Below are 20,637 nucleotides of genomic sequence, written 5' to 3'. Positions count from 1 at the left end.
TATTTTTATTTAGCGCGAATTATTTCGCTGTGAAGTACATATCTTTTGAGTAGATATTATCTTCTGGGTTTTCCATTGGGTAACCGCCTAATTGAGGGTTAACCAAGCGCGCATTAACATAATGGTAGATAGGCATGATAGGCATATCTGCAGCAAGTTTTGCTTCAGCTTGTTTATAATCAGCAGAACGCTGTGCATCTGTTGTTGCTAGTACCGCATCATCAATCGCTTTATCGTAATCAGCACTTGAATATTTCGGGTAGTTTTGTGAATGATCACTTCGCATAATAGCTAGGAATGTTGATGCTTCATTGTAGTCACCACACCAGCCTGCACGTGAAACATCAAAGTTCCCCTGACGTTTAGCATCGAGGTAGCTCTTCCACTCTTGGTTTTCTAGCGTTGCACTAACGCCTAAGCCTTTTTTCCACATTGAAGCTATCGCAACAGCCACTTTCTTGTGGTTTTCAGATGTATTGTAAAGCAGGCTAAATTTCAGAGGATTATTTTGGTCGTAACCCGCCGCTTTCAATAACTCTTTTGCTTTCGCTAAGCGTTGCTTTGGATCAAGCTTCGAGTACTCAGGCATATCAACGTCTAAGCCATTGGTTGCCAATGGTGTAAAGTTGTAAGCCGGCGTTTCTCCTTTACCTACGATAAATTTCGCCAATACATCACGATCAATGGCATATGACAGTGCTTTACGTACGTTCGCATCATCAAAAGGTTTACGTGTCATATTAAATTCGTAGTAGTACGAACATAGATATGGCGTAACTTTCACATTTTGTGGGTATTCTTTTTGCAGACGTTTAAAGTGCTCGTTTGGCATTTCGTACGTCATATCTAGCTCACCCGCTAAGAAGCGGTTCATTGCAGCAACTTGGTTTTCAATCGGTAAGAACGTTACTTTGTTAATAACGGTATCTTTGTTATCCCAGTAATTCTCATTACGAGTCAGTACAATACGCTCGTTAACCACCCACTTATCTAACTTGTATGCACCGTTAGATACATAGTTACCTACTTTCGTCCAATCATCGCCAAACTTTTCCACTGCTTTTTGATTTACAGGTTTCATTGAAGTATGAACAAGCATGGATGCGAAGTAAGACACTGGCTTATCCAATGTTACTTTTAAAGTATGTGTATCAACCGCTTCAACGCCTAATGTATCTGCTGGTTTTTTCCCTGCAATGATATCTTCGGCGTTTGCCATTGTTGTCATTTGAATATATGACGCGTAAGGAGATGCTGTTTTTGGATCCGCTAAACGGCGCCATGTATAAACAAAATCATCCGCCGTAACAGGATCACCATTAGACCATTTTGCATCTTCACGAAGGTGGAAGATCCAAGTTTTATTATCTGTTGTATCCCACGACTTAGCGGCACCTGGTACTAAGTTACCTTTACTATCTTGGTTTACTAACCCTTCAAGTAAATCACGAATAACATTTGATTCAGGTACACCTGATACTTTTTGCGGATCTAGCGATTCTGGCTCGGTTCCATTACCGCGAACAAGCTCTTGCTTATCAGCAAGTTTTACATCAGAGGGTACTTGTGCCGCAAAAGAAGAAAAAGAAGTGGCGGCTACGGCAAAACTTGCACTCATCATGAGTGCTTGAGTGATTTTATTCTTGTACATGCATTACTCCAATACATCAGTTTATTACGTCCGTGACGTTCTTCATTTGGCTACTCTAAATAGCTTTATTGGCTAGTTTTTATCCTAAAACAGGCCGATCAAACCGAAGAATTATTCAAAACGTTACCAGAATATAAATATATTTACCATATTTTAACAATTAAAAGCTTCTTTATGCTAATAAGATCACTATTCATCAGTTTTTAATACTATTAATAACAATGTAATTAACGTTTCATTTCTATAAACACTCAAAAAATAGAAAATAACACTATATAAAACCAACATATAACCAAATAAGCAGTAAATAAACTCAATAAAAACCCAAAATGCAGCTTATGAAACCTAAAAAACTAAACACTAAAGCAACATTATATTTACATTTTTGTTTCACGCACAAAAAAGCATCGATACTATCGATGCTTTTTTATTCAACTATTATAGGAAATATGGGGAAATTACTTATTTTCGCTATCTAACTGAATCAATTGTTTATCGTCACTTACTGATTGCTCTCTTTGCTCTAATAACAATTGCGACTCATTATCCTCTGGCTGATCTGTCATACCAATATCATGCATAATTTGTTTCATTTTTTTATTAGATACGCGTCTGTGCTTCATTGAACCCTCCGCTGTCAAGCTATGCCAGTAGACCTCAATTACCACTTATCCTGCTTGGTCTAACACCAGCAACTAATTTCTATTTAATAACTAACCGCATTTAAAATATGGCACACATCTACACAGTTCGCCTCTAATCTGCCATAAAACTTTATTTCTTATTTTTAAATAACTAAAAATGATTAACAATTTCACTGATAGATAGTTTTATTATATCGACATGTTTATCCATGATTTTACATACAAAACATAAAAAAGAGGGGTAATATTATTAATGTAAAGTATTTATGCTTTATTTAAAAAATATTAAAGAATAACCCACTTAATTCCATTTTAAAGAGTATTCTATGAGACCAGTAGGTTGTGCGTCACGCCCAAGTCCATCACGTTTTCGCCCTAATTACGTACCATCTAGCGTGATAACACGTGATAAAAACAAGAAGAATGATCAATCGCAATAACCTAGAACCATCTACTGCTTTATAAGTAAAAAAAAGGAGCCTTGCGGCTCCTTTCTTTTATTCATTTGCTATTTCCAGCGTTCAGCGGCTGATGTATCCGTTTCTCGAGCATCCACCCAACGGCTTTGCTCTGGTGTTTGTTCTTTTTTCCAAAAAGGTGCACGGGTTTTTAAAAAATCCATGATGAACTCACACGCTTCAAAAGCTGCGCCACGGTGGGCACTTGTTACACCCACAAACACAATCTGATCACCTAATGCCAAATCACCTACACGGTGAATGACACGTGTTTTAAGCAATGGCCAACGTTGGTGTGCTTGATCAACGATCTCTTGAAGCGATTTTTCCGTCATTCCAGGATAATGCTCCAAAGATAGCCCCGTTACGGCATCACCTTGGTTAAAATCACGTACTTTACCGATAAAAGTTACAACGGCACCAGCTTCTGTGCCTTCTGCTAACTTTTCATATTCATCAGCAACCGAGAAATCATCAAACTGAACAGAAATCATCACTTATCCCCCTGTTACTGGTGGAAAAAATGCGACTTCATCACCATCAGTTAATGGCGTATCTAGTGAACAAATAGTTTGATTGACAGCAACAAGTAACTTGCCTGATTCTAATGCCAATTGCCATTTATCGCCACGTGTTGCCAATGCTTCACGTAGCGCATCAGCTGTAGAATAAACCATATCAATTTCAAGGCTATCAGTACCTACAAGCTCTTTTACTTGAGCAAAAAAGAGAACCTTAATCATGCTTCTACCTTAAAGTGACCTGATTTACCGCCTGTTTTTTCTAGCAGACGCACTTGGCTAATTACCATATCTTTTTGTACCGCTTTACACATATCATAAATCGTTAATGCAGCAACAGAAGCAGCAGTTAATGCTTCCATCTCTACACCCGTTTTACCCGCTAGCTTACAGCAAGACTCAATACGGACTTTGTTTTCAGCTGGAATCGCTTCTAACTGTACTTCAACTTTCGAAAGTAGCAACGGATGACAAAGTGGGATCAGATCCCATGTTTTTTTGGCCGCTTGAATGCCAGCAATGCGCGCTGTTGCGAACACATCACCTTTATGATGCTGACCTGACACAATCAGCTCTAACGTTTCTGCTGCCATATGAACAAAAGCTTCTGCACGTGCTTCACGAACGGTTTCCGCTTTAGCAGAAACATCAACCATGTTGGCTTCACCTGATGCATTAATGTGTGTAAATTGATTCATTATTTAATCGTTCCTCAACGAAGCGATACGAAGCCTAGTAGAGATATTTATCTCAACTAGGTTCTCTAAAATTAGGAAAAGTAGACAGAATTAACCGCCAATGGATGCTAGGTTTGGCGTCATACCTGTTTTGCCTTCATCCAAGAAATGGCTTACCGCTTTTTCACCTAGCCCTGCTTGAATACGTGCAATTAATAATTCTTTTTGATCATCACTTGCCAGTAAATCACGCAACTCAACACCTTGTTCACCAAACAAACAAAGATGTAATTTGCCTTTCGCAGAAATTCGTAAACGGTTGCAGCTTTGACAGAAATTCTTTTCGTAAGGCATGATCAAGCCAATTTCGCCCATATAATCGGGGTGACAAAAAACTTGTGCTGGGCCATCATTACTACCTTTTATTTTCAGTAGCCAACCATTAGCGATCAAATGATTACGAATACTCACCCCTGAAAGGTGATGATTTTGAAAAAGACTGTCCATTTCGCCAGTTTGCATCAATTCAATAAAACGTAATTGAATTGGGCGAGTTTTAATCCACTCTAAAAACTTAGGTAACTCTTGTGAATTAAGGTCTTTAAGAAGTACCGTATTGATTTTAACTTGCTCAAAGCCAGCATCAAAAGCCGCATCAATGCCATCCATTACCTGATGGAACATATTCTCACCGGTAATTTGATAAAACATTTTAGGATCAAGACTATCAACACTCACATTGATATGCGTTAAGCCAGCATCGCGCCATTCGTGGACGTGCTTAGCCATACGATAACCATTAGTGGTTGTCGCTACTTTATTGATCCCAGGAATTTCAGCTACCGTTTTGATGATATCAGTAAAATCACGACGTAAACTCGGCTCACCACCTGTGATACGTATTTTACTGGTGCCACACTCAGCAAACGCTGATGCAACTCGCTGAATCTCATCCAATGTTAGAAAAGAAGGTTTTTTCTTTTCTGTTGGATGATAGCCATCTGGCAAGCAATAGGTACATTTGAAGTTACAGACATCTGTAACAGAGAGTCGCAAGTAGTAAAACTTACGATGGAAACTATCTTCTAATTGTTTCGCCACGGAACACCTTTCCAAATACGGGAGGTCAATTCATTTCTAAATAAACCCTGGTGACAAATCGTCACTGGCATTAATCACCTATCAACTTTTGGACGTATATATAATGTCCAACATCACTTAGTAACTTAGTGAAAAATGCTCGGAGTTATGGCAGTTATGCAAAGCAAATCATTCCTTGAAATAATATTACACAACAGCATTTCTTAATATAAAAGTATCAGAGTTTTTCCGTATTTGACAAATATTGGAAAAAAACACTCTGTATTCTACCTTTCGAGTAAGATCACGACAATACTAGTTAATAATTTAAGCCACAATTTACCAATAAAAGTGAGGGTATTATGGCAAATATAATGGAATCGGCTTCAATCGAAGATATCGCTCTCTATTTACAGCGAGAAGACGGTATTGATGCAGAGTCAGCACAAAATGCTGCTCAGCAAGTCATTGATGGTTTTATAGATATGCGTGATAAAGGGCTCATAAAAGGTTGGTATTTTGATGAGTTAGGGCATTTAGAACTGCTTCCTACCGACACGGCATTATCAATAATTGAGCGTCAAAAATAACACTGAACTAATGTTATTTTGCAAATGTTGATTTTCAAACTGCAATCAACATTAAGCTTGATTAACTTAAAATTAAGTCAAAAGCAGACACACTTTGATTAAAAGCTCATGAACTCAATGATAAAGCCACGTGAACGCCTTAACTTTTAGTCGGCATTAGTTTTGCATTGTCTACATAGCTAGGCATTGCTAATCTTACTATGGAGTTCCTTATGGCTAAAGTATTACCGCTACTTTTTCAAAAGCGCCATGTTCTTCCTACTGGTCGGATGCAAATCTATATCTCGCCAGTCGATCAAACACCTACCTTGAAAGCGGCACTCGCTTCAAAAGATGGGTTAGGTATTTGTATGTATAGCAATCGAAAGGAAGCTCAACATTTATTTCATATCGGTACTCGTGTCACGATTGATGATTTCAACCAAGAGCAAGGCTCCCCGTTTATAAAACTCACCGTTTCAGGTCATAATAACTTTAAGATCCAGTCGATAAAACAAACAACCGATGGTGTTTTTTGGGGAGAAACGACGCCTTTACCCTGCTGGGAAGAAATCGCAATCAATAAAGAGCAACAATTACTTGCGATTCGGCTGAAGAAAATGTTTGAAAAATTCCCTGATCTTGATGAGCTATACAAATCCAAAGACTTCAATAACCTCAGCTGGTTATGTCAACGTTGGTTAGAAATATTACCGTTACCTACTATCGATAAGCAGCATTTACTCAATAAGCCAACCTGTTTGAATACTTACGATTATTTAATGAGTATGATTAAAACAAGCCACTAATCTATTTTAAGTGAGATACCACAGGTAATTTACACAGCAAAAAATGCAATACAATACATTTTTTGATAACCTGAACGCTTATAAGCAATATTAAAAAGCCAACACTATACTTAAGGCAGATAAATTGAAAAAGAATATTGTTGCCATCGGTGGCGGTCATGGCCTAGGACGGATCTTATCCTCGCTTTCTTGTTACGGTTCAAAAGTAACGGGTATTGTCGCAACAACCGATAATGGTGGTTCAACGGGTCGTATTAGAGCTTGCCAAGGCGGTATTGCTTGGGGCGATATGCGTAACTGTATTAATCAATTAATTACAGAGCCATCGATTGGTTCGATGATTTTTGAATACCGTTTTAAAGGTAATGGTGAGTTGAATGGTCATAACCTCGGTAACTTAATGCTTACAGCATTAGATAACCTCTCAATTCGCCCACTTGATGCCATTAATCTGATCCGAGATATGCTAAATGTTGAAACTCAGATCATTCCAATGTCAGAACACCCATCAGATCTCGCTGCCATTACCTACAGTGGCGAGATTATAAATGGTGAAACCAGTGTTGATGAATTACAAGAAGTACCTAAACGTCTTTATCTTAAGCCCGCAGTGCCGGCAACAAAAGAAGCTTTAAACGCAATCAATCAAGCTGATTTGATATTACTCGGCCCTGGTAGTTTCTTAACAAGCGTTATGCCTATCTTACTGTTACGTGATTTAGGTATCGCGTTAAAAAACAGTAACGCACAAATCGTGTTTATTACTAACCTAGATAAGGAACATGGCCCTGCTGGGAAAATGTCACTAGAGACCATGTTACATTGGTGTGAAAGAGCAATGAATGGACGCAAGATAGATACAATCTTGACCGATAAACTTCATACAGATTTAAACAATAAATTTAATCTGCAAATTGAAGATCTTGCATCCAGTAATCATGAGTGGAGACATGACCGAGACAAGTTAAAGCATGCGGTTGATAAGCTCATTGTTTCCTGCTAGTTGCTTATATTCAACCACCATACCTTCGACCATTTGTCTAAATTCAGGCAAATGGTCAATCATCCAATCATCTTGTCCTTGTTTTACTCGATATTCACATTCTTGTGCCATTAATGCTAAATCGTCCGCGCCAAAACTTGCGGCGCTACTTTTTATTGCATGGCTAATTTCGCCAATTTGATCAACGGAAGGATGTGCCGATAATTGCTTTGAATACTGTTCTAATTCATCACTGAAAACATTTAATAGCAATGACACGGTGTCCTCACCAACTTCATCAGCAAGGCGTTTAATTGTCTCAGAATTTATCGTTGTTGGCATTTAATCCATCTCCCTAGCACTGGTATTAGTGTCTTGCCAAGATTGCAATTTACGATATATCGTTGATGGACTGACTTCTAGTAAGCCTGCGGCTCTTGGAATATTGCCATCGCAAGCATCAATCGCCCATTGTATCGCTCTTTTTTCTACAACCCAGAGCGGCTCAATTTTATTTTTATGATGATCATGTGAATAAATAGATTCATCAGCAAGGCTTTCTCTCTGTACTTTCTCAGGTAGAGCCTTAGGATAAGATGCAATTTCTACACCGTTAATTGAATTAATAGGCGGCGGAACCATTTCAAGTTTGACTTCATCATCAGTATTTAAAACCACAATATTACGGATCACATTTTGTAATTCACGTACATTACCAGGCCAAGAGTAGGACTCAAATAACCGTAAAACTGGCTCAGAAAAACGACTAAAGCTTTTACCTTCTTCCAACGACATCAAACCTAATAATGCATGAGCAATCTCTATAATATCTCCGCCACGCTCCCGTAACGGCGGTAAAGAGATAGGAATAACATGTAAACGGTAGTAAAGATCTTCTCGAAATCTGCCTTCTTGCACTTCCTCCCAAGGGTTTCGGTTAGTTGCACAAACAAAACGGACATCAACACTACTCATTTTTGATGAGCCGACTTTTTGATAGGTTCCAGTTTGAATAAATCGTAGCAATTTACTTTGCAAATCAAGATCCATTTCGCATAGCTCATCAAGCATTAGCGTACCATGATGTGCCATTTCAACGGCACCTTGTCGCTCCGTTGAAGCTCCTGTAAAGGCACCTTTTACATGGCCAAACAATTCACTTTCAATGAGATCTTTAGGTATAGCAGCACAGTTTAGAGCAATAAACGGTTTATCATGACGTGGGCTGGCTGCATGAATCGCTTCTGCACACACTTCTTTACCCGTACCACTTTCACCCGTGATAAATACCGTCGCTTTACTTGAAGCTGCAGATTCAATAACGCGATATACCGCCTGCATTGGTAAACTATTACCAATAAATCCTTGGTATTGTGCTCCATCTGATTGCTTGGATTGAGTACTGGTATTCGATTTACTTTCGGCTTTAAGCGCTTTGTTTACCGTAATTCGTAATCGATCAGCCTCACAAGGTTTAATTAAAAAGTCTTGTGCGCCATAACGAATAGCTTCAACCGCTATATCAATCGAACCATGTGCAGTCATTATTACAACAGGAACATTACCGTGCTCTTTTCTCACACGTTCAAGCACTTCCATTCCCGTCATATCAGGTAAACGGAGATCTAATAAAATTAGATCAGGAATTATATCTTGAATAAAGCTCAGTGCTTCCTTCCCTGTACCAACAATGCTTACATTAAGTCCAAGAGGGTTTAAGTAAGATTTGTACAAGGCCGCAACTGACGCTGTATCTTCAACCATTAATACTTGGCGTTGCTGCATTCTGCTCTCCATTGCTCCTCCTAAAACAAGCCCCTTAAACTAATTGTAATCAATAGAAAAAAATATGGGGGATAGATTTCTTTTTTTTCAATTATCTCATATTGACTCGCAAATTGATTCGCAAATTGCGAATATTTGTTTTTATTTGTGCTGTAGCACAAGCAAATAAGTGCTACCCAAAGACAGAAAACACGCTGGATTGTATAAAAAAATACGACTTTTAAAAGTTGGCACACTACATGCTTTATATAACGTGACTCTTAATTTAAGAGTCAACCTAGCCAACTGACGTTGTTTGTGGATTTTTTTCACTAAAACAATGACGCCAACCGAACCTTTTTTATCGGTTGGCTTTTTTTTACCCAAAATTCAAGATCCACAAGAAAAATAGCCAATAACCAATTAACTATTGGCGATAAATTGCTGCCTTAGTTTATGGATCTTATCGCGTGTTTCTGCCGCTTGTTCAAATTCAAGATTTTGTGCAAAGTCGTACATTTGTTTTTCCAGTACTTGAATTTGTGATTCGAGCTCTTGTGGCGAAAGCGCTGAATACGTTCCTTTGCTTTCTGCCACTTTGTGAAGATCTGCCGCTCTATTTCGCGACTTTCCTCGTGAACTTGGAGCGCCTAATTCAAGAATGTCACCAATTTTCTTATTCAACTTTTGAGGTGTAATACCGTGCTCAAGGTTATATTCAATTTGCTTTTCACGACGTCGCTGGGTTTCGTTAATTGCACGCGCCATTGAACCTGTAATACGGTCACCATACAGAATCGCTCTACCCTCTATATTACGAGCAGCTCGACCAATCGTCTGTATTAATGAACGTTCAGATCGCAAAAAACCTTCTTTATCAGCGTCTAGAATCGCAACTAATGACACTTCGGGCATGTCTAACCCTTCGCGCAATAAGTTAATGCCCACTAGCACATCAAACTCACCTAATCGTAAATCGCGAATAATTTCCACCCGCTCTACGGTATCAATATCAGAGTGTAAGTAACGCACCTTCACACCATGCTCTGTAAGGTACTCAGTGAGATCTTCTGCCATACGCTTAGTAAGGGTTGTAACTAATACTCGCTCACCTTTTTTCTCTCTAATATGTATTTCAGAAAGCAAATCATCCACTTGTGTACCAACAGGGCGTACTTCAATTTCAGGATCAAGTAATCCCGTTGGGCGTACCACCTGCTCTGCTATATCATTACCCGACTTTTCAATCTCATAATTACCCGGTGTGGCTGACACATAAATCGTTTGAGGCGCTAACGATTCAAACTCTTCAAACTTCATCGGTCGGTTATCAAGCGCAGAAGGAAGACGGAATCCATATTCAACTAAGTTTTCCTTACGAGAGCGATCACCACGGTACATCGCGCCAATTTGCGACACAGTTACGTGTGATTCATCAATGATCAGTAAGCCATCAGCAGGTAAGTAATCAAACAATGTTGGTGGTGGCTCACCCTCAGCACGCCCACTAAGATAACGTGAGTAGTTTTCAATACCAGAGCAAAAACCTAGCTCATTCATCATCTCAATATCGAATTGTGTGCGCTGACTAATTCTCTGCTCTTCGACGAGTTTATTGTTTCCTAAAAACTGCTCTTTGCGCAAAACCAGTTCTTTTTTTATCCCTTCAATCGCGTCTAAGATTTTCTCTCGTGGCGTCACATAGTGTGTTTTAGGGTAAATAGTAGTACGCGGCATATCACGATGCGTGATACTGCCAGTCAGGGGATCAAAGGATGAAATACATTCCACTTCATCATCAAATAACTCAAGACGAATCGCTTCTTTTTCTGACTCTGCAGGGAAAATATCAATCACTTCCCCACGAACTCGAAAAGTACCGCGCTCAAAGGCCATATCATTACGGGTATATTGCAACTCAGCCAGACGACGAAGAATGTCACGCTGATCAAGAAAATCACCACGCCGAACATGTAGCATCATTTTTAGGTAAGAATCAGGATCACCCAAACCATAGATCGCAGACACAGAAGCGATAATAATAACATCGCGTCGTTCCATTAATGCTTTGGTTGCTGATAGTCGCATCTGCTCAATATGCGCATTAACCGACGCATCCTTTTCAATGAATGTGTCCGTTGTAGGCACATACGCTTCGGGCTGGTAATAGTCATAGTAGGATACAAAGTATTCTACAGCACTATTTGGAAAGAACTCTTTCATCTCACCATATAACTGTGCTGCCAACGTTTTATTTGGTGCAAGGATCAAAGTCGGTCGATTAGCTTGGGCAATAACATTAGCCACGGTAAAAGTTTTACCTGAACCTGTTACGCCAAGTAACGTTTGGTGCGCTAGTCCTGAATCTAAACCATCAACCAATTGAGCAATAGCGGTAGGTTGATCGCCTGATGGTGAATATTCAGAAGCAAGAGAAAATAAGTCGCTCATAAATTACATATCCAGCAATAAATTACTGTTTACATTGTGGATAGACCATTAGTAATGTCAACTACTGGAAATACTTGCGATGAAGAAACTAAATTGCAGATAAAAAAATAGCTTCAATATTAGTTAAGTGAATACTAAGAGTTTGAACACCAAACATGACTCACAGAATAAAAGACCACAACTATTTACAACAGTCTGTAAATAGCCCCCTTTGGGTCTTAACTAACTAATATTGAAGCAAACAACATTATATTGTAAAAAGCTAACTCAACTTATAAGCAAAACGTTAAGCTAAATTTGACGTGTAGGCATTAAGTACCCTTATCTTAAATCATAAGTTTAAATGCCTGACTCGAATCCAGGAACTTAATGTGGAATGAATCATAAAGCGAAGGGCAGGCAAGGTAAAAGTTACCACGTGAATATAAATGAAGGATAAATAAGCCAGGGTTATATGTCGTTCTGAATTTCAGAATATTGATGTTTACCACCGCAGAAATAAAACCATAACTCATTAATTAATAACAATATTGTATTTAATATTATTAAATGGTGAATTTCACAATGAGCAAAAAAATTAAAAAATATATGATTTTTTTTATCTCTTTTTATGAAATTATTACCTAAATATTAATATAAAGCAGAAAAATGAATCCAGATCAATTGACCGACCATGTTGTAACACGTATTATGCTCTCCCCTTCAAAGAAACATCTAAGCTTCATACCGTTAACCTTTAAAAAACAATTAAACATTAACGTTTACATCCACAGCTTATACCTATTCTGTTCAATTTTTTAGCTCAATGAAAAGCAACCATCAGTAATATCTGTCTGCTTAACAATGGCTCTTATAGATATGCATCTAGTCAATAATAGTATTTGAAATTAGTACCTTTTTATCATCATCCCTCTCAAACATAACAAAGTGATGAATGCAAACTACCACTCTCCAATACGTTTACAAGATGAAATCAACACACTTATCCACAGTTTTTGTGGATAACTAAGTTAAACACTGGTCAAATCTACTATTCTAAAAATCAAGCATTATTTTATAAGCATCTGGGAGCAATTTTGTAAAATGAAAGCCTTCCACATAACCACTATAAAAAAACCAGCATAACGCTGGCTTTTCTTTAGTAGAATATTGTCTGATGTATTAACAGCTATATTCCATCATAAATTGAATATCTTGCCCTTCCTCAAAATAAACAGGCTCAACGTCATACTGGAATAGCTTTAATGGCTTACCATTTGCTGTGTGGTAGCTTAACTCTCCATCTAATAACTGCAGCCATGTTCCTTCTGGAATCCCCACAACCGGCTCATGCTTATTCACTTCTAAAAACTCTTGAATACGCTCATCACGGGTTTCTCCCATATGACCTTCAACCGACGCTTCTAGATAATGCGGGTTTATTTGGAAAGGAACAAAGTTAAGTGAGCTTAGCACTGCACTGGTGACAATCGGCATATCGTTAGTGGTACGAATAGTTGGGCAACCAATATTGGTACCTGCACTCCAACCAATATAGGGAATACCTTTCGCTAATACCGCCTTACGTAACGGTCCAACTAAACCTAAGTCATGAAGTTTTTTATTTAAAACCCATGTATTACCACCACTTACAATAATTCCTTCAGCTTCCTCAATGGCTTTAACTGGATCGGCTGCTTGATGAATACCTGTTGCAACACAATCAATACCTAAACGATCAAATGTCGCTTGTACCATCGCCACACGATCATCATGACTCGATCGAATCACAGCATAAGGAATAACAAGAAAATGTTTAGCGCCAGTTCGCTTAACTTGCTCAACAATTGCATCACCCGCAAATTCCATTACATGGGTATTACCTGCAATTTTACCGTTACTCAATAATAAAATATCCATCACATCTATCCTATGCTCATTCAATGATGCCATCATCTCACACGATGATCACAAGTGCCCTTACATAAAACGAGGTTTAAAACGGCTTTACAAGCTATCCAAACATATTTTGCGAAAACTTAACTCATCATCACAAGCTTTCTGGCTAAGGCATACAGTCAAATAACAATTAATAAACACAAAACCAAAAACTGATAACTTCTGCGTCATATGCAGTGGGTGTTTTTTGATCGCACAGCTAAACAAAGCCGTAGTAACTAAATTAAAAACTTATATTTCATGATCTATCTTTATGAAAAACACAATAATCACTAAAACCCTACACCACAGGAGTTGTTATAACGGCAACAAAATCAGATAATGTTTAGATCTCTTTTAATAATAATGAAGCCGGTATGACTGAATACCTCCTATTACTTATTGGTACTGTGTTGGTTAACAACTTTGTACTCGTTAAATTTTTAGGCTTATGTCCATTTATGGGCGTATCTAAAAAATTAGAAACAGCTATTGGAATGGGCTTAGCAACCACTTTTGTGCTGACGCTTGCTTCTGTTTGTGCTTATCTTGTTGAAACTTACATTTTGGATCCATTAGGGATTCAGTACCTACGCACACTAAGCTTTATTCTAGTCATTGCCGTTGTTGTGCAATTCACAGAAATGGTCGTACATAAAACAAGCCCAACGCTTTATCGTTTATTAGGTATTTTCTTACCACTTATCACCACTAACTGTGCGGTGTTAGGTGTCGCCTTATTAAACGTAAATGAGCGTCATAACTTTATTGAATCCGTTATTTATGGTTTTGGTGCTGCAGTGGGTTTCTCACTTGTGCTTGTTTTATTTGCTTCTATGCGTGAACGCATTGCTGCCGCTGATGTACCTGAGCCATTCAAAGGCGCATCCATTGCGATGATCACCGCAGGGCTAATGTCTCTTGCATTTATGGGCTTTACTGGATTGGTGAAATTGTAATGAGTGGGATCCTTATCGCAGTCATTGCCATCGTTATTCTGGCTGCCATTTTCGGACTAATTCTTGGGTTTGCTTCGGTTAAATTTAAAGTTGAAGCCGATCCTATTGTTGAACAAATCGACAGTATTCTTCCGCAAACCCAATGTGGTCAATGTGGCTATCCTGGCTGTCGCCCTTACGCAGAAGCGATTGCCAATGGCGATGTGATCAATAAGTGTCCTCCTGGCGGTCAAGTTACTATTGAAAAATTAGCTGACTTGATGGGTGTTGATGTTCCTGATTCAACCCAAGGTACAGAAGAAAACATTAAAAAAGTCGCATTTATTCATGAAGATATGTGCATTGGCTGTACTAAATGTATTCAAGCGTGCCCTGTCGATGCCATTGTTGGCGGCACTAAATCTATGCATACGGTTATCAAAGACGAATGTACAGGTTGCGATCTCTGTGTTGCTCCCTGCCCTACTGACTGTATCGAAATGATCCCAGTTAAAGAAACGCCTGATAATTGGAAATGGCAACTAAACCAAATTCCAATCGTAAATATCAGTGATGCACCGAGTACAGAAAAGGTAGAGTCGTAGTTATGCTATCTATCATTGAGCAAATCAAACAAGGTAAGTTGTGGGATTTCCACGGCGGTATTCATCCCGCTGAAAATAAAAAAATCTCAAATCAAGCACCTATCGTTAGTGCTGGTATTCCACAAGAACTCGTTTTACCACTTAAGCAGCATATTGGTTCTAAAGGTGACATTATTGTTGCTGTTGGCGACAAAGTACAAAAAGGTCAAGCTCTGACACAAGGTGACATTGCAATGTGTGTCCCTGTGCATGCGCCTACATCTGGTACAGTAATAGCCATTGAACAACGTACGACTGCTCACCCTTCAGGTTTAAGCGATTTATGTATCGTTCTTCACCCAGATCACACCGATACTTGGGGAGAGAAAAAAACCTATGCCGATTATCAAGATCGTGATCCCGCAGAACTGATCGAAACAATCCGTTTGAGTGGTATCGCTGGATTAGGTGGTGCTGGTTTCCCTACCGCAAGAAAACTTCAAGGCGGTTTAGGTAATGTTGATATTTTAATTATCAACGCGGCTGAGTGTGAGCCATATATTACTGCCGATGACCGACTCATGCGCGATTATGCTGAAGAAGTGATCGAAGGGGTTCGTATTCTTCGCCATATTATTAGCCCAAAGCTAACAATCATCGGTATTGAAGATAACAAACCTGAAGCGATTAAAGCCCTTGAGCAGCATGTCACCGAAGCAGACAACATTCTGATACGTGTTGTACCAACAAAATATCCATCTGGTAGCTCAAAGCAGTTAGTTAAAATTTTAACAGGCAGAGAAGTACCAAGTCAGTCACGTTCAACTTCTGTTGGCGTTATCATGCAAAACATAGGTACTGCTTTTGCAATTAAACGCGCCATTATCGACGGTGAACCACTAATTGAGCGTGTTGTTACGCTAACCGGTGAAGCCTTTAAGAAACGTGGTAATGTTTTTGCTATGTTAGGTACGCCGATTGCCTACTTATTAGATAAGTTTGGCTATAAAGCCGATAAAAAACATCCTCGTGTGATCATTGGTGGATCGTTAATGGGATTTACACTCCCACATTCCAATGTACCGATCACCAAAATAACAAACTGTATTTTGGCACCAAAACGCAAAGAACTCCCATTACATACCTATGAAATGGCATGTATCCGTTGTTCTGCTTGTGCGGATGTTTGCCCATCATCATTGCTCCCACAGCAATTACAGTGGTACGCCAAGGATCAAAATTACGACAAGTGTGAAGAATATAATCTGCAAGATTGTATTGAGTGCGGTGCTTGTGCATATGTCTGTCCAAGTGAGATCCCTCTTGTTCAGTACTATCGCCAAGCAAAAGCTGAGATCTGGGCACGTAGCCAAGATGAAATGAATGCAGAACGAGCTCGCCAACGCTTTGAAGCCAAACAAGCACGCATGGAACGTGATAAGGCTGAACGTGAAAACCGCTTTAAAAAAGCGGCTGATTCTCGTCGTGATGAAATGGCGAAAACTGGGGGTGATGATGCAGTCGCTGCCGCTATTGCCCGCGTAAAAGCCAAACAAGCAGCAGCCGCTAAAGCAGATACAGCAGAAGTGAAACCGGCTGTTGCAGCAGCGATTGCAAAAGCAAAAGCAAAACAAGCAGCTTCAGCACAAGGTGCAACTTCAGAAAGCCTGCCAGATAACAGTGAAATGGCGAAATTACGTGAAGAGCGTAAGCGTCAAGCTCGTGAACGTAAGGCTGAAAAAGAAGCTACAGCAAATAACCAAACCGCTACTGAAAATGACAGTAAAAAAGATGCTGTCGCAGCTGCCGTCGCCCGCGCTAAAGCAAGAAAAGCCGCACAACAAGCACAAGCGGAATCAACACCAGAATATGAAGTTGAAGCTGAAAGCGTTGATCCGAAAAAAGCCGCTGTTGCTGCTGCCGTCGCTCGTGCTAAAGCAAGAAAAGCCGCACAACAAGCAGAGGCACAAGCAGAATCAGCACCTGAACCTGTAGTTGAAGCTGAAAACGTTGATCCAAAAAAAGCCGCTGTTGCTGCTGCCGTCGCTCGTGCTAAAGCAAGAAAAGCCGCACAACAAACAGAAGCACAAGCAGAATCAGCACCAGAATCTATAGTTGAAGCTGAAAACGTTGATCCGAAAAAAGCCGCTGTTGCTGCTGCCGTCGCTCGTGCTAAAGCAAGAAAAGCCGCACAACAAACAGAAGCACAAGCAGAATCAGCACCTGAACCTGTAGTTGAAGCTGAAAACGTTGATCCGAAAAAAGCCGCTGTTGCTGCTGCCGTCGCTCGCGCTAAAGCAAGAAAAGCGGCACAACAAGCCGCCAAAGAACAACAAAACATTGAGGAAGATTAACCGTGGCGTTTAATATTGCCAGTTCACCCCATGACCATAACCGCCGAAGCACCAGCGCTATTATGCGTACAGTTATATTATGCTCGGTATTTGGCGTTATTGCTCAATGCTACTTCTTTGGTTTCGGTACTCTGATCCAAATTGTATTAGCATCTATTTCTGCAATCATATTTGAAGCGATTATTGTAAAACTGCGTAAACGTCCTGTTGTACCTTATTTAAGAGATAATACAGCTCTGCTTACTGGCGTATTAATTGGTTTATCAATCCCACCATTAGCACCTTGGTGGTTAACTGTTATTGGTGTTTTCTTTGCGATAGTCATTGCAAAACACCTTTATGGCGGTATGGGACAAAACCTCTTTAACCCCGCGATGATTGCTTATGTCGTACTGCTCATTTCATTCCCAGTACAGATGACAACCTGGTTACCACCAGCATCATTGAGTGCACAACCAGCTAACTTTATGGATAGTATTTATGCAATCTTTACTGGCTTTACTCAAGATGGATTTAGTGTTCCACAACTGAAAATGTCAGTTGATGGTTACACGATGGCAACACCGCTAGATACACTAAAAACAGCGTTACACACAGGGTTTACAACGGCTGAAACAATGACAAAACCTGTTTACGGCGCGATTGCAGGTATTGGCTGGGAGTGGATTAACATGGGCTTCCTTGTTGGTGGTTTAATCTTATTAAAGCTTCGTGTTATTCAATGGCATATCCCTGTTGCTATGCTAACGTCACTATTTGTGATCAGTAGCCTTGTTTACATTGTTCATCCTGATACGACTGGCTCTCCGTTGTTGCACCTATTCTCAGGTGCAACCATGTTAGGTGCTTTCTTTATTGCCACCGATCCAGTAACAGCATCAACGACGGTAAAAGGCCGTTTAATTTTTGGTAGCTTTATCGGTGTCATGATTTATCTGATCCGCACATGGGGTGGCTTCCCAGATGGCGTTGCCTTTGCCGTTTTACTGGGTAACTTATGTGTACCACTTATTGATTACTACACTCGTCCTCGTACTTACGGGCACTAATTAAGAGAGCAGCCATGTTTAATGCAATGAAAAAAAACGGTGCTATTCTTGCCACTTTTGCGTGTTTAGCGACAGCGCTAGTAGCCCTGACGAACTACCTAACAGAAGATCGTATAGCAGAGCAGCAGCGGGTACAGTTACTGGATACTCTAAACCAAGTGATTCCCGTAGCAAGCCACGATAACTTACTCTACAAAAGTTGTACTTTAGTAAGAGATCATAAGCGTTTAGGTACATTGGCTCAGATGCCTGCTTATATCGCTAAAAAAGATAATAAGCCTGTTGGTGTGGCAATTGAAGGGATTGCCCCTGACGGTTATAGCGGCGCAATTAAAATTATTGTTGGTTTAGACATGAATGGCGTGATCACTGGCGTTCGTGTATTACAACAAAACGAAACTCCAGGATTGGGTGATAAAATTGAAACCACTGTTAGTAACTGGATTTACAGCTTTAATGGTAAGCGGGTAAATGGTGATAACGACCCATCATTTAAAGTACGTAAAGATGGTGGTGAATTTGATCAATTCACAGGTGCGACCATAACACCGCGAGCCGTCGTCAAAGCAGTAAAAAATATTTCGTTATACTGGGATCAAAACCAGGATAAAATCATCAACCAACCACTTGATTGTGCAGGTGAGTGATATGACAACTAATAAAGAGTTAATGGCAAATGGCTTATGGCTAAATAACCCGACCATTGTTCAGCTTCTCGGCCTATGCCCTTTACTTGCCGTTTCATCAACGGTGACAAATGCTTTAGGTTTGGGGCTTGCGACGACTTTAGTACTGATAGGCTCAAACTTAATTGTGTCTTTAATTCGTCACTGGGTACCCTCTGAGATCCGTATTCCAGTGTTTGTAATGATCATTGCCTCACTCGTAACCTGCGTACAGTTATTGATGAATGCCTTTACTTTTGGTTTATACAAATCATTAGGGATCTTCATCGCCTTGATTGTAACCAACTGTATTATCATTGGTCGCGCTGAAGCCTTTGCCTCTAAAAATGCACCATTACCAGCAGTACTCGATGGTTTATGGATGGGATTAGGCATGACATCTGCGCTATTCATTCTGGGCGCAATGCGAGAACTATTGAGCAAAGGAACCTTATTTGATGGTGCTGATCGCCTACTAGGTAGCTGGGCATCAGTTTTACGAATCCAAGTATTCCATTTTGATTCAGGGTTCTTGCTTGCAATGTTACCACCGGGTGCCTTTCTTGGTGTCGGTTTGATGATTGCGGCCAAAAATGTGATTGATAAACGCCGTCAACAAAAACAGCCTAAAGAAGCATCAAAGCCAACGGTTGAACGTGCTCGCGTCACTAGCGTAGACTAAAGATCAAACCCAATAAGTATCATACTTATTGGGTTTCTTTTTATTACATATCGCGACAAAATAATGGAATAGTAAAATGCTTAATTGCAACGACAGATGCTCACTCTGTCACTCCCTACTTATATTGCAATAAGCCTTATTTGGAATAGAAAATGAATAATCAAAAACGCATCCAAATTCTTGAACGTTTACGCGCTGAAAACCCACACCCGGAAACAGAGCTTCATTGGAGCACGCCTTTCGAGTTATTGATTGCGGTATTACTCTCAGCTCAAGCTACCGATGTCAGCGTAAATAAAGCAACCGACAAGCTTTATCCTGTTGCTAATACCCCTCAAGCTATTTACGACTTAGGCGTTGACGGCGTTAAAGAATATATAAAAACCATTGGGTTATTTAATTCTAAAGCAGAAAATGTCATTAAAACCTGCCGTATTCTCTTAGATAAACATAATGGCGAGATCCCAGAAAACCGAGAAGCATTAGAAGCACTACCAGGGGTTGGTCGAAAGACCGCAAATGTTGTTTTAAATACGGCATTTGGATGGCCGACAATTGCAGTGGATACTCACATCTTCCGAGTTTGTAATCGAACTAAATTTGCCATGGGGAAAAACGTCGACCAAGTTGAAGAGAAACTCTTAAAGGTTGTGCCAAAAGAATTTAAAGTTGATGTTCACCATTGGTTAATTTTACACGGACGCTATACCTGCATTGCAAGAAAACCGCGCTGTGGCAGCTGCCTAATCGAGGACCTCTGTGAGTATAAAGATAAGGTAGACATCTGATTAATAACAAATTTAATTCAATAAAAAAGGAGCTTAATCGCTCCTTTTCACTGC

At 39.8% G+C, this 20,637-nt stretch carries 20 protein-coding genes and 1 riboswitch; of the genes, 10 read left to right on the top strand and 10 right to left on the bottom strand.

From position 1 onward, the window contains the following. Nucleotides 1-19: 19 nt before the first annotated feature. The 6 genes from C9J38_RS05205 to moaA form a co-directional block, all read right to left on the bottom strand. Nucleotides 20-1,651 carry an ABC transporter substrate-binding protein gene (locus C9J38_RS05205; RefSeq protein ID WP_107206162.1) on the bottom strand — a complete coding sequence of 544 codons (1,632 nt, stop codon included), beginning with the start codon at nt 1,649-1,651 and terminating at the stop codon, nt 20-22. A 458-nt stretch (nt 1,652-2,109) separates the two neighbouring features. Beyond that, entirely contained in the window at nt 2,110-2,274 is a 165-nt protein-coding gene (locus tag C9J38_RS05200; RefSeq protein WP_199187014.1) for a hypothetical protein, read from the bottom strand. A gap of 529 nt (nt 2,275-2,803) precedes the next feature. Further along, complete coding sequence (moaE, locus tag C9J38_RS05195; RefSeq protein WP_199189316.1) at nt 2,804-3,247, bottom strand: molybdopterin synthase catalytic subunit MoaE; 444 nt, start codon at nt 3,245-3,247, stop codon at nt 2,804-2,806. Between the two features lie 3 nt (nt 3,248-3,250). Next, nucleotides 3,251-3,496: a molybdopterin synthase sulfur carrier subunit gene (moaD, locus tag C9J38_RS05190; RefSeq protein ID WP_107206160.1), complete on the bottom strand. Its 246-nt coding sequence runs from the start codon at nt 3,494-3,496 to the stop codon at nt 3,251-3,253. Beyond that, nucleotides 3,493-3,972 carry a cyclic pyranopterin monophosphate synthase MoaC gene (gene moaC, locus C9J38_RS05185; RefSeq protein ID WP_005368821.1) on the bottom strand — a complete coding sequence of 160 codons (480 nt, stop codon included), beginning with the start codon at nt 3,970-3,972 and terminating at the stop codon, nt 3,493-3,495. Before moaC ends, moaD begins: the two co-directional genes overlap by 4 nt. Nucleotides 3,973-4,062: 90 nt before the next feature. Beyond that, complete coding sequence (gene moaA, locus C9J38_RS05180) at nt 4,063-5,067, bottom strand: GTP 3',8-cyclase MoaA (RefSeq protein WP_158259265.1); 1,005 nt, start codon at nt 5,065-5,067, stop codon at nt 4,063-4,065. Beyond that, a riboswitch (molybdenum cofactor riboswitch) is annotated at nt 5,041-5,209 on the bottom strand. Its footprint overlaps the gene before it by 27 nt. Before the next feature lie 184 nt (nt 5,210-5,393). Between moaA and C9J38_RS05175 the strand changes: the two genes are divergently transcribed. The 3 genes from C9J38_RS05175 to yvcK all read left to right on the top strand — a co-directional run bounded on the left by C9J38_RS05175 (nt 5,394) and on the right by yvcK (nt 7,412). Next, nucleotides 5,394-5,621, top strand: coding sequence for a hypothetical protein (locus C9J38_RS05175; RefSeq protein ID WP_107206158.1), 228 nt, complete (start codon nt 5,394-5,396; stop codon nt 5,619-5,621). 212 nt (nt 5,622-5,833) lie between these two features. Then, nucleotides 5,834-6,409 carry an LON peptidase substrate-binding domain-containing protein gene (locus tag C9J38_RS05170; RefSeq protein WP_107206157.1) on the top strand — a complete coding sequence of 192 codons (576 nt, stop codon included), beginning with the start codon at nt 5,834-5,836 and terminating at the stop codon, nt 6,407-6,409. A gap of 106 nt (nt 6,410-6,515) precedes the next feature. Then, entirely contained in the window at nt 6,516-7,412 is an 897-nt protein-coding gene (gene yvcK, locus C9J38_RS05165) for a uridine diphosphate-N-acetylglucosamine-binding protein YvcK (RefSeq protein WP_107206156.1), read from the top strand. On the opposite strand, the gene C9J38_RS05160 is transcribed toward yvcK, so the two are convergent. From C9J38_RS05160 to pepE, 4 genes are all read right to left on the bottom strand, one after another. Continuing rightward, the gene (locus tag C9J38_RS05160; protein ID WP_107206155.1) at nt 7,374-7,733 is read right to left on the bottom strand and encodes an Hpt domain-containing protein; all 360 of its coding nucleotides are present in this window, start codon (nt 7,731-7,733) and stop codon (nt 7,374-7,376) included. The genes yvcK and C9J38_RS05160 overlap by 39 nt on opposite strands. Next, entirely contained in the window at nt 7,734-9,176 is a 1,443-nt protein-coding gene (luxO, locus tag C9J38_RS05155; protein WP_107206154.1) for a quorum-sensing sigma-54 dependent transcriptional regulator LuxO, read from the bottom strand. It abuts the gene before it with no gap. Between the two features lie 402 nt (nt 9,177-9,578). Next, nucleotides 9,579-11,606 (bottom strand): excinuclease ABC subunit UvrB, encoded by a 2,028-nt coding sequence (gene uvrB, locus C9J38_RS05150; RefSeq protein ID WP_107206153.1) that lies wholly within the window; start codon nt 11,604-11,606, stop codon nt 9,579-9,581. 1,161 nt (nt 11,607-12,767) lie between these two features. Then, entirely contained in the window at nt 12,768-13,505 is a 738-nt protein-coding gene (gene pepE, locus C9J38_RS05145; RefSeq protein ID WP_107206152.1) for a dipeptidase PepE, read from the bottom strand. Nucleotides 13,506-13,900: 395 nt separating this feature from the next. Between pepE and rsxA the strand changes: the two genes are divergently transcribed. The 7 genes from rsxA (at nt 13,901) to nth (ending at nt 20,583) form a co-directional block, all read left to right on the top strand. Beyond that, entirely contained in the window at nt 13,901-14,482 is a 582-nt protein-coding gene (gene rsxA / locus C9J38_RS05140; RefSeq protein ID WP_045083337.1) for an electron transport complex subunit RsxA, read from the top strand. Then, entirely contained in the window at nt 14,482-15,066 is a 585-nt protein-coding gene (gene rsxB / locus C9J38_RS05135; protein WP_105059814.1) for an electron transport complex subunit RsxB, read from the top strand. Before rsxA ends, rsxB begins: the two co-directional genes overlap by 1 nt. Nucleotides 15,067-15,068: 2 nt before the next feature. Continuing rightward, entirely contained in the window at nt 15,069-17,399 is a 2,331-nt protein-coding gene (gene rsxC / locus C9J38_RS05130; RefSeq protein WP_107206151.1) for an electron transport complex subunit RsxC, read from the top strand. 2 nt (nt 17,400-17,401) lie between these two features. Beyond that, entirely contained in the window at nt 17,402-18,448 is a 1,047-nt protein-coding gene (gene rsxD, locus C9J38_RS05125) for an electron transport complex subunit RsxD (protein ID WP_107206150.1), read from the top strand. Between the two features lie 14 nt (nt 18,449-18,462). After that, a complete protein-coding gene (rsxG, locus tag C9J38_RS05120; protein ID WP_107206149.1) occupies nt 18,463-19,095 on the top strand; it encodes an electron transport complex subunit RsxG in 633 nt (210 codons plus the stop codon). Nucleotide 19,096: 1 nt separating this feature from the next. After that, nucleotides 19,097-19,795 (top strand): electron transport complex subunit E, encoded by a 699-nt coding sequence (locus tag C9J38_RS05115; protein WP_107206148.1) that lies wholly within the window; start codon nt 19,097-19,099, stop codon nt 19,793-19,795. A gap of 152 nt (nt 19,796-19,947) precedes the next feature. Next, nucleotides 19,948-20,583 (top strand): endonuclease III, encoded by a 636-nt coding sequence (nth, locus tag C9J38_RS05110; protein ID WP_107206147.1) that lies wholly within the window; start codon nt 19,948-19,950, stop codon nt 20,581-20,583. Nucleotides 20,584-20,637 lie beyond the last annotated feature (54 nt).

Origin of the sequence: Photobacterium sp. GB-210 (assembly GCF_003026075.1) — a bacterium.
Lineage (GTDB): Bacteria > Pseudomonadota > Gammaproteobacteria > Enterobacterales > Vibrionaceae > Photobacterium.
The sequence above is the reverse complement of the archived record's forward strand: the minus strand, read 5'-3'. Positions and strand labels throughout refer to the sequence as shown.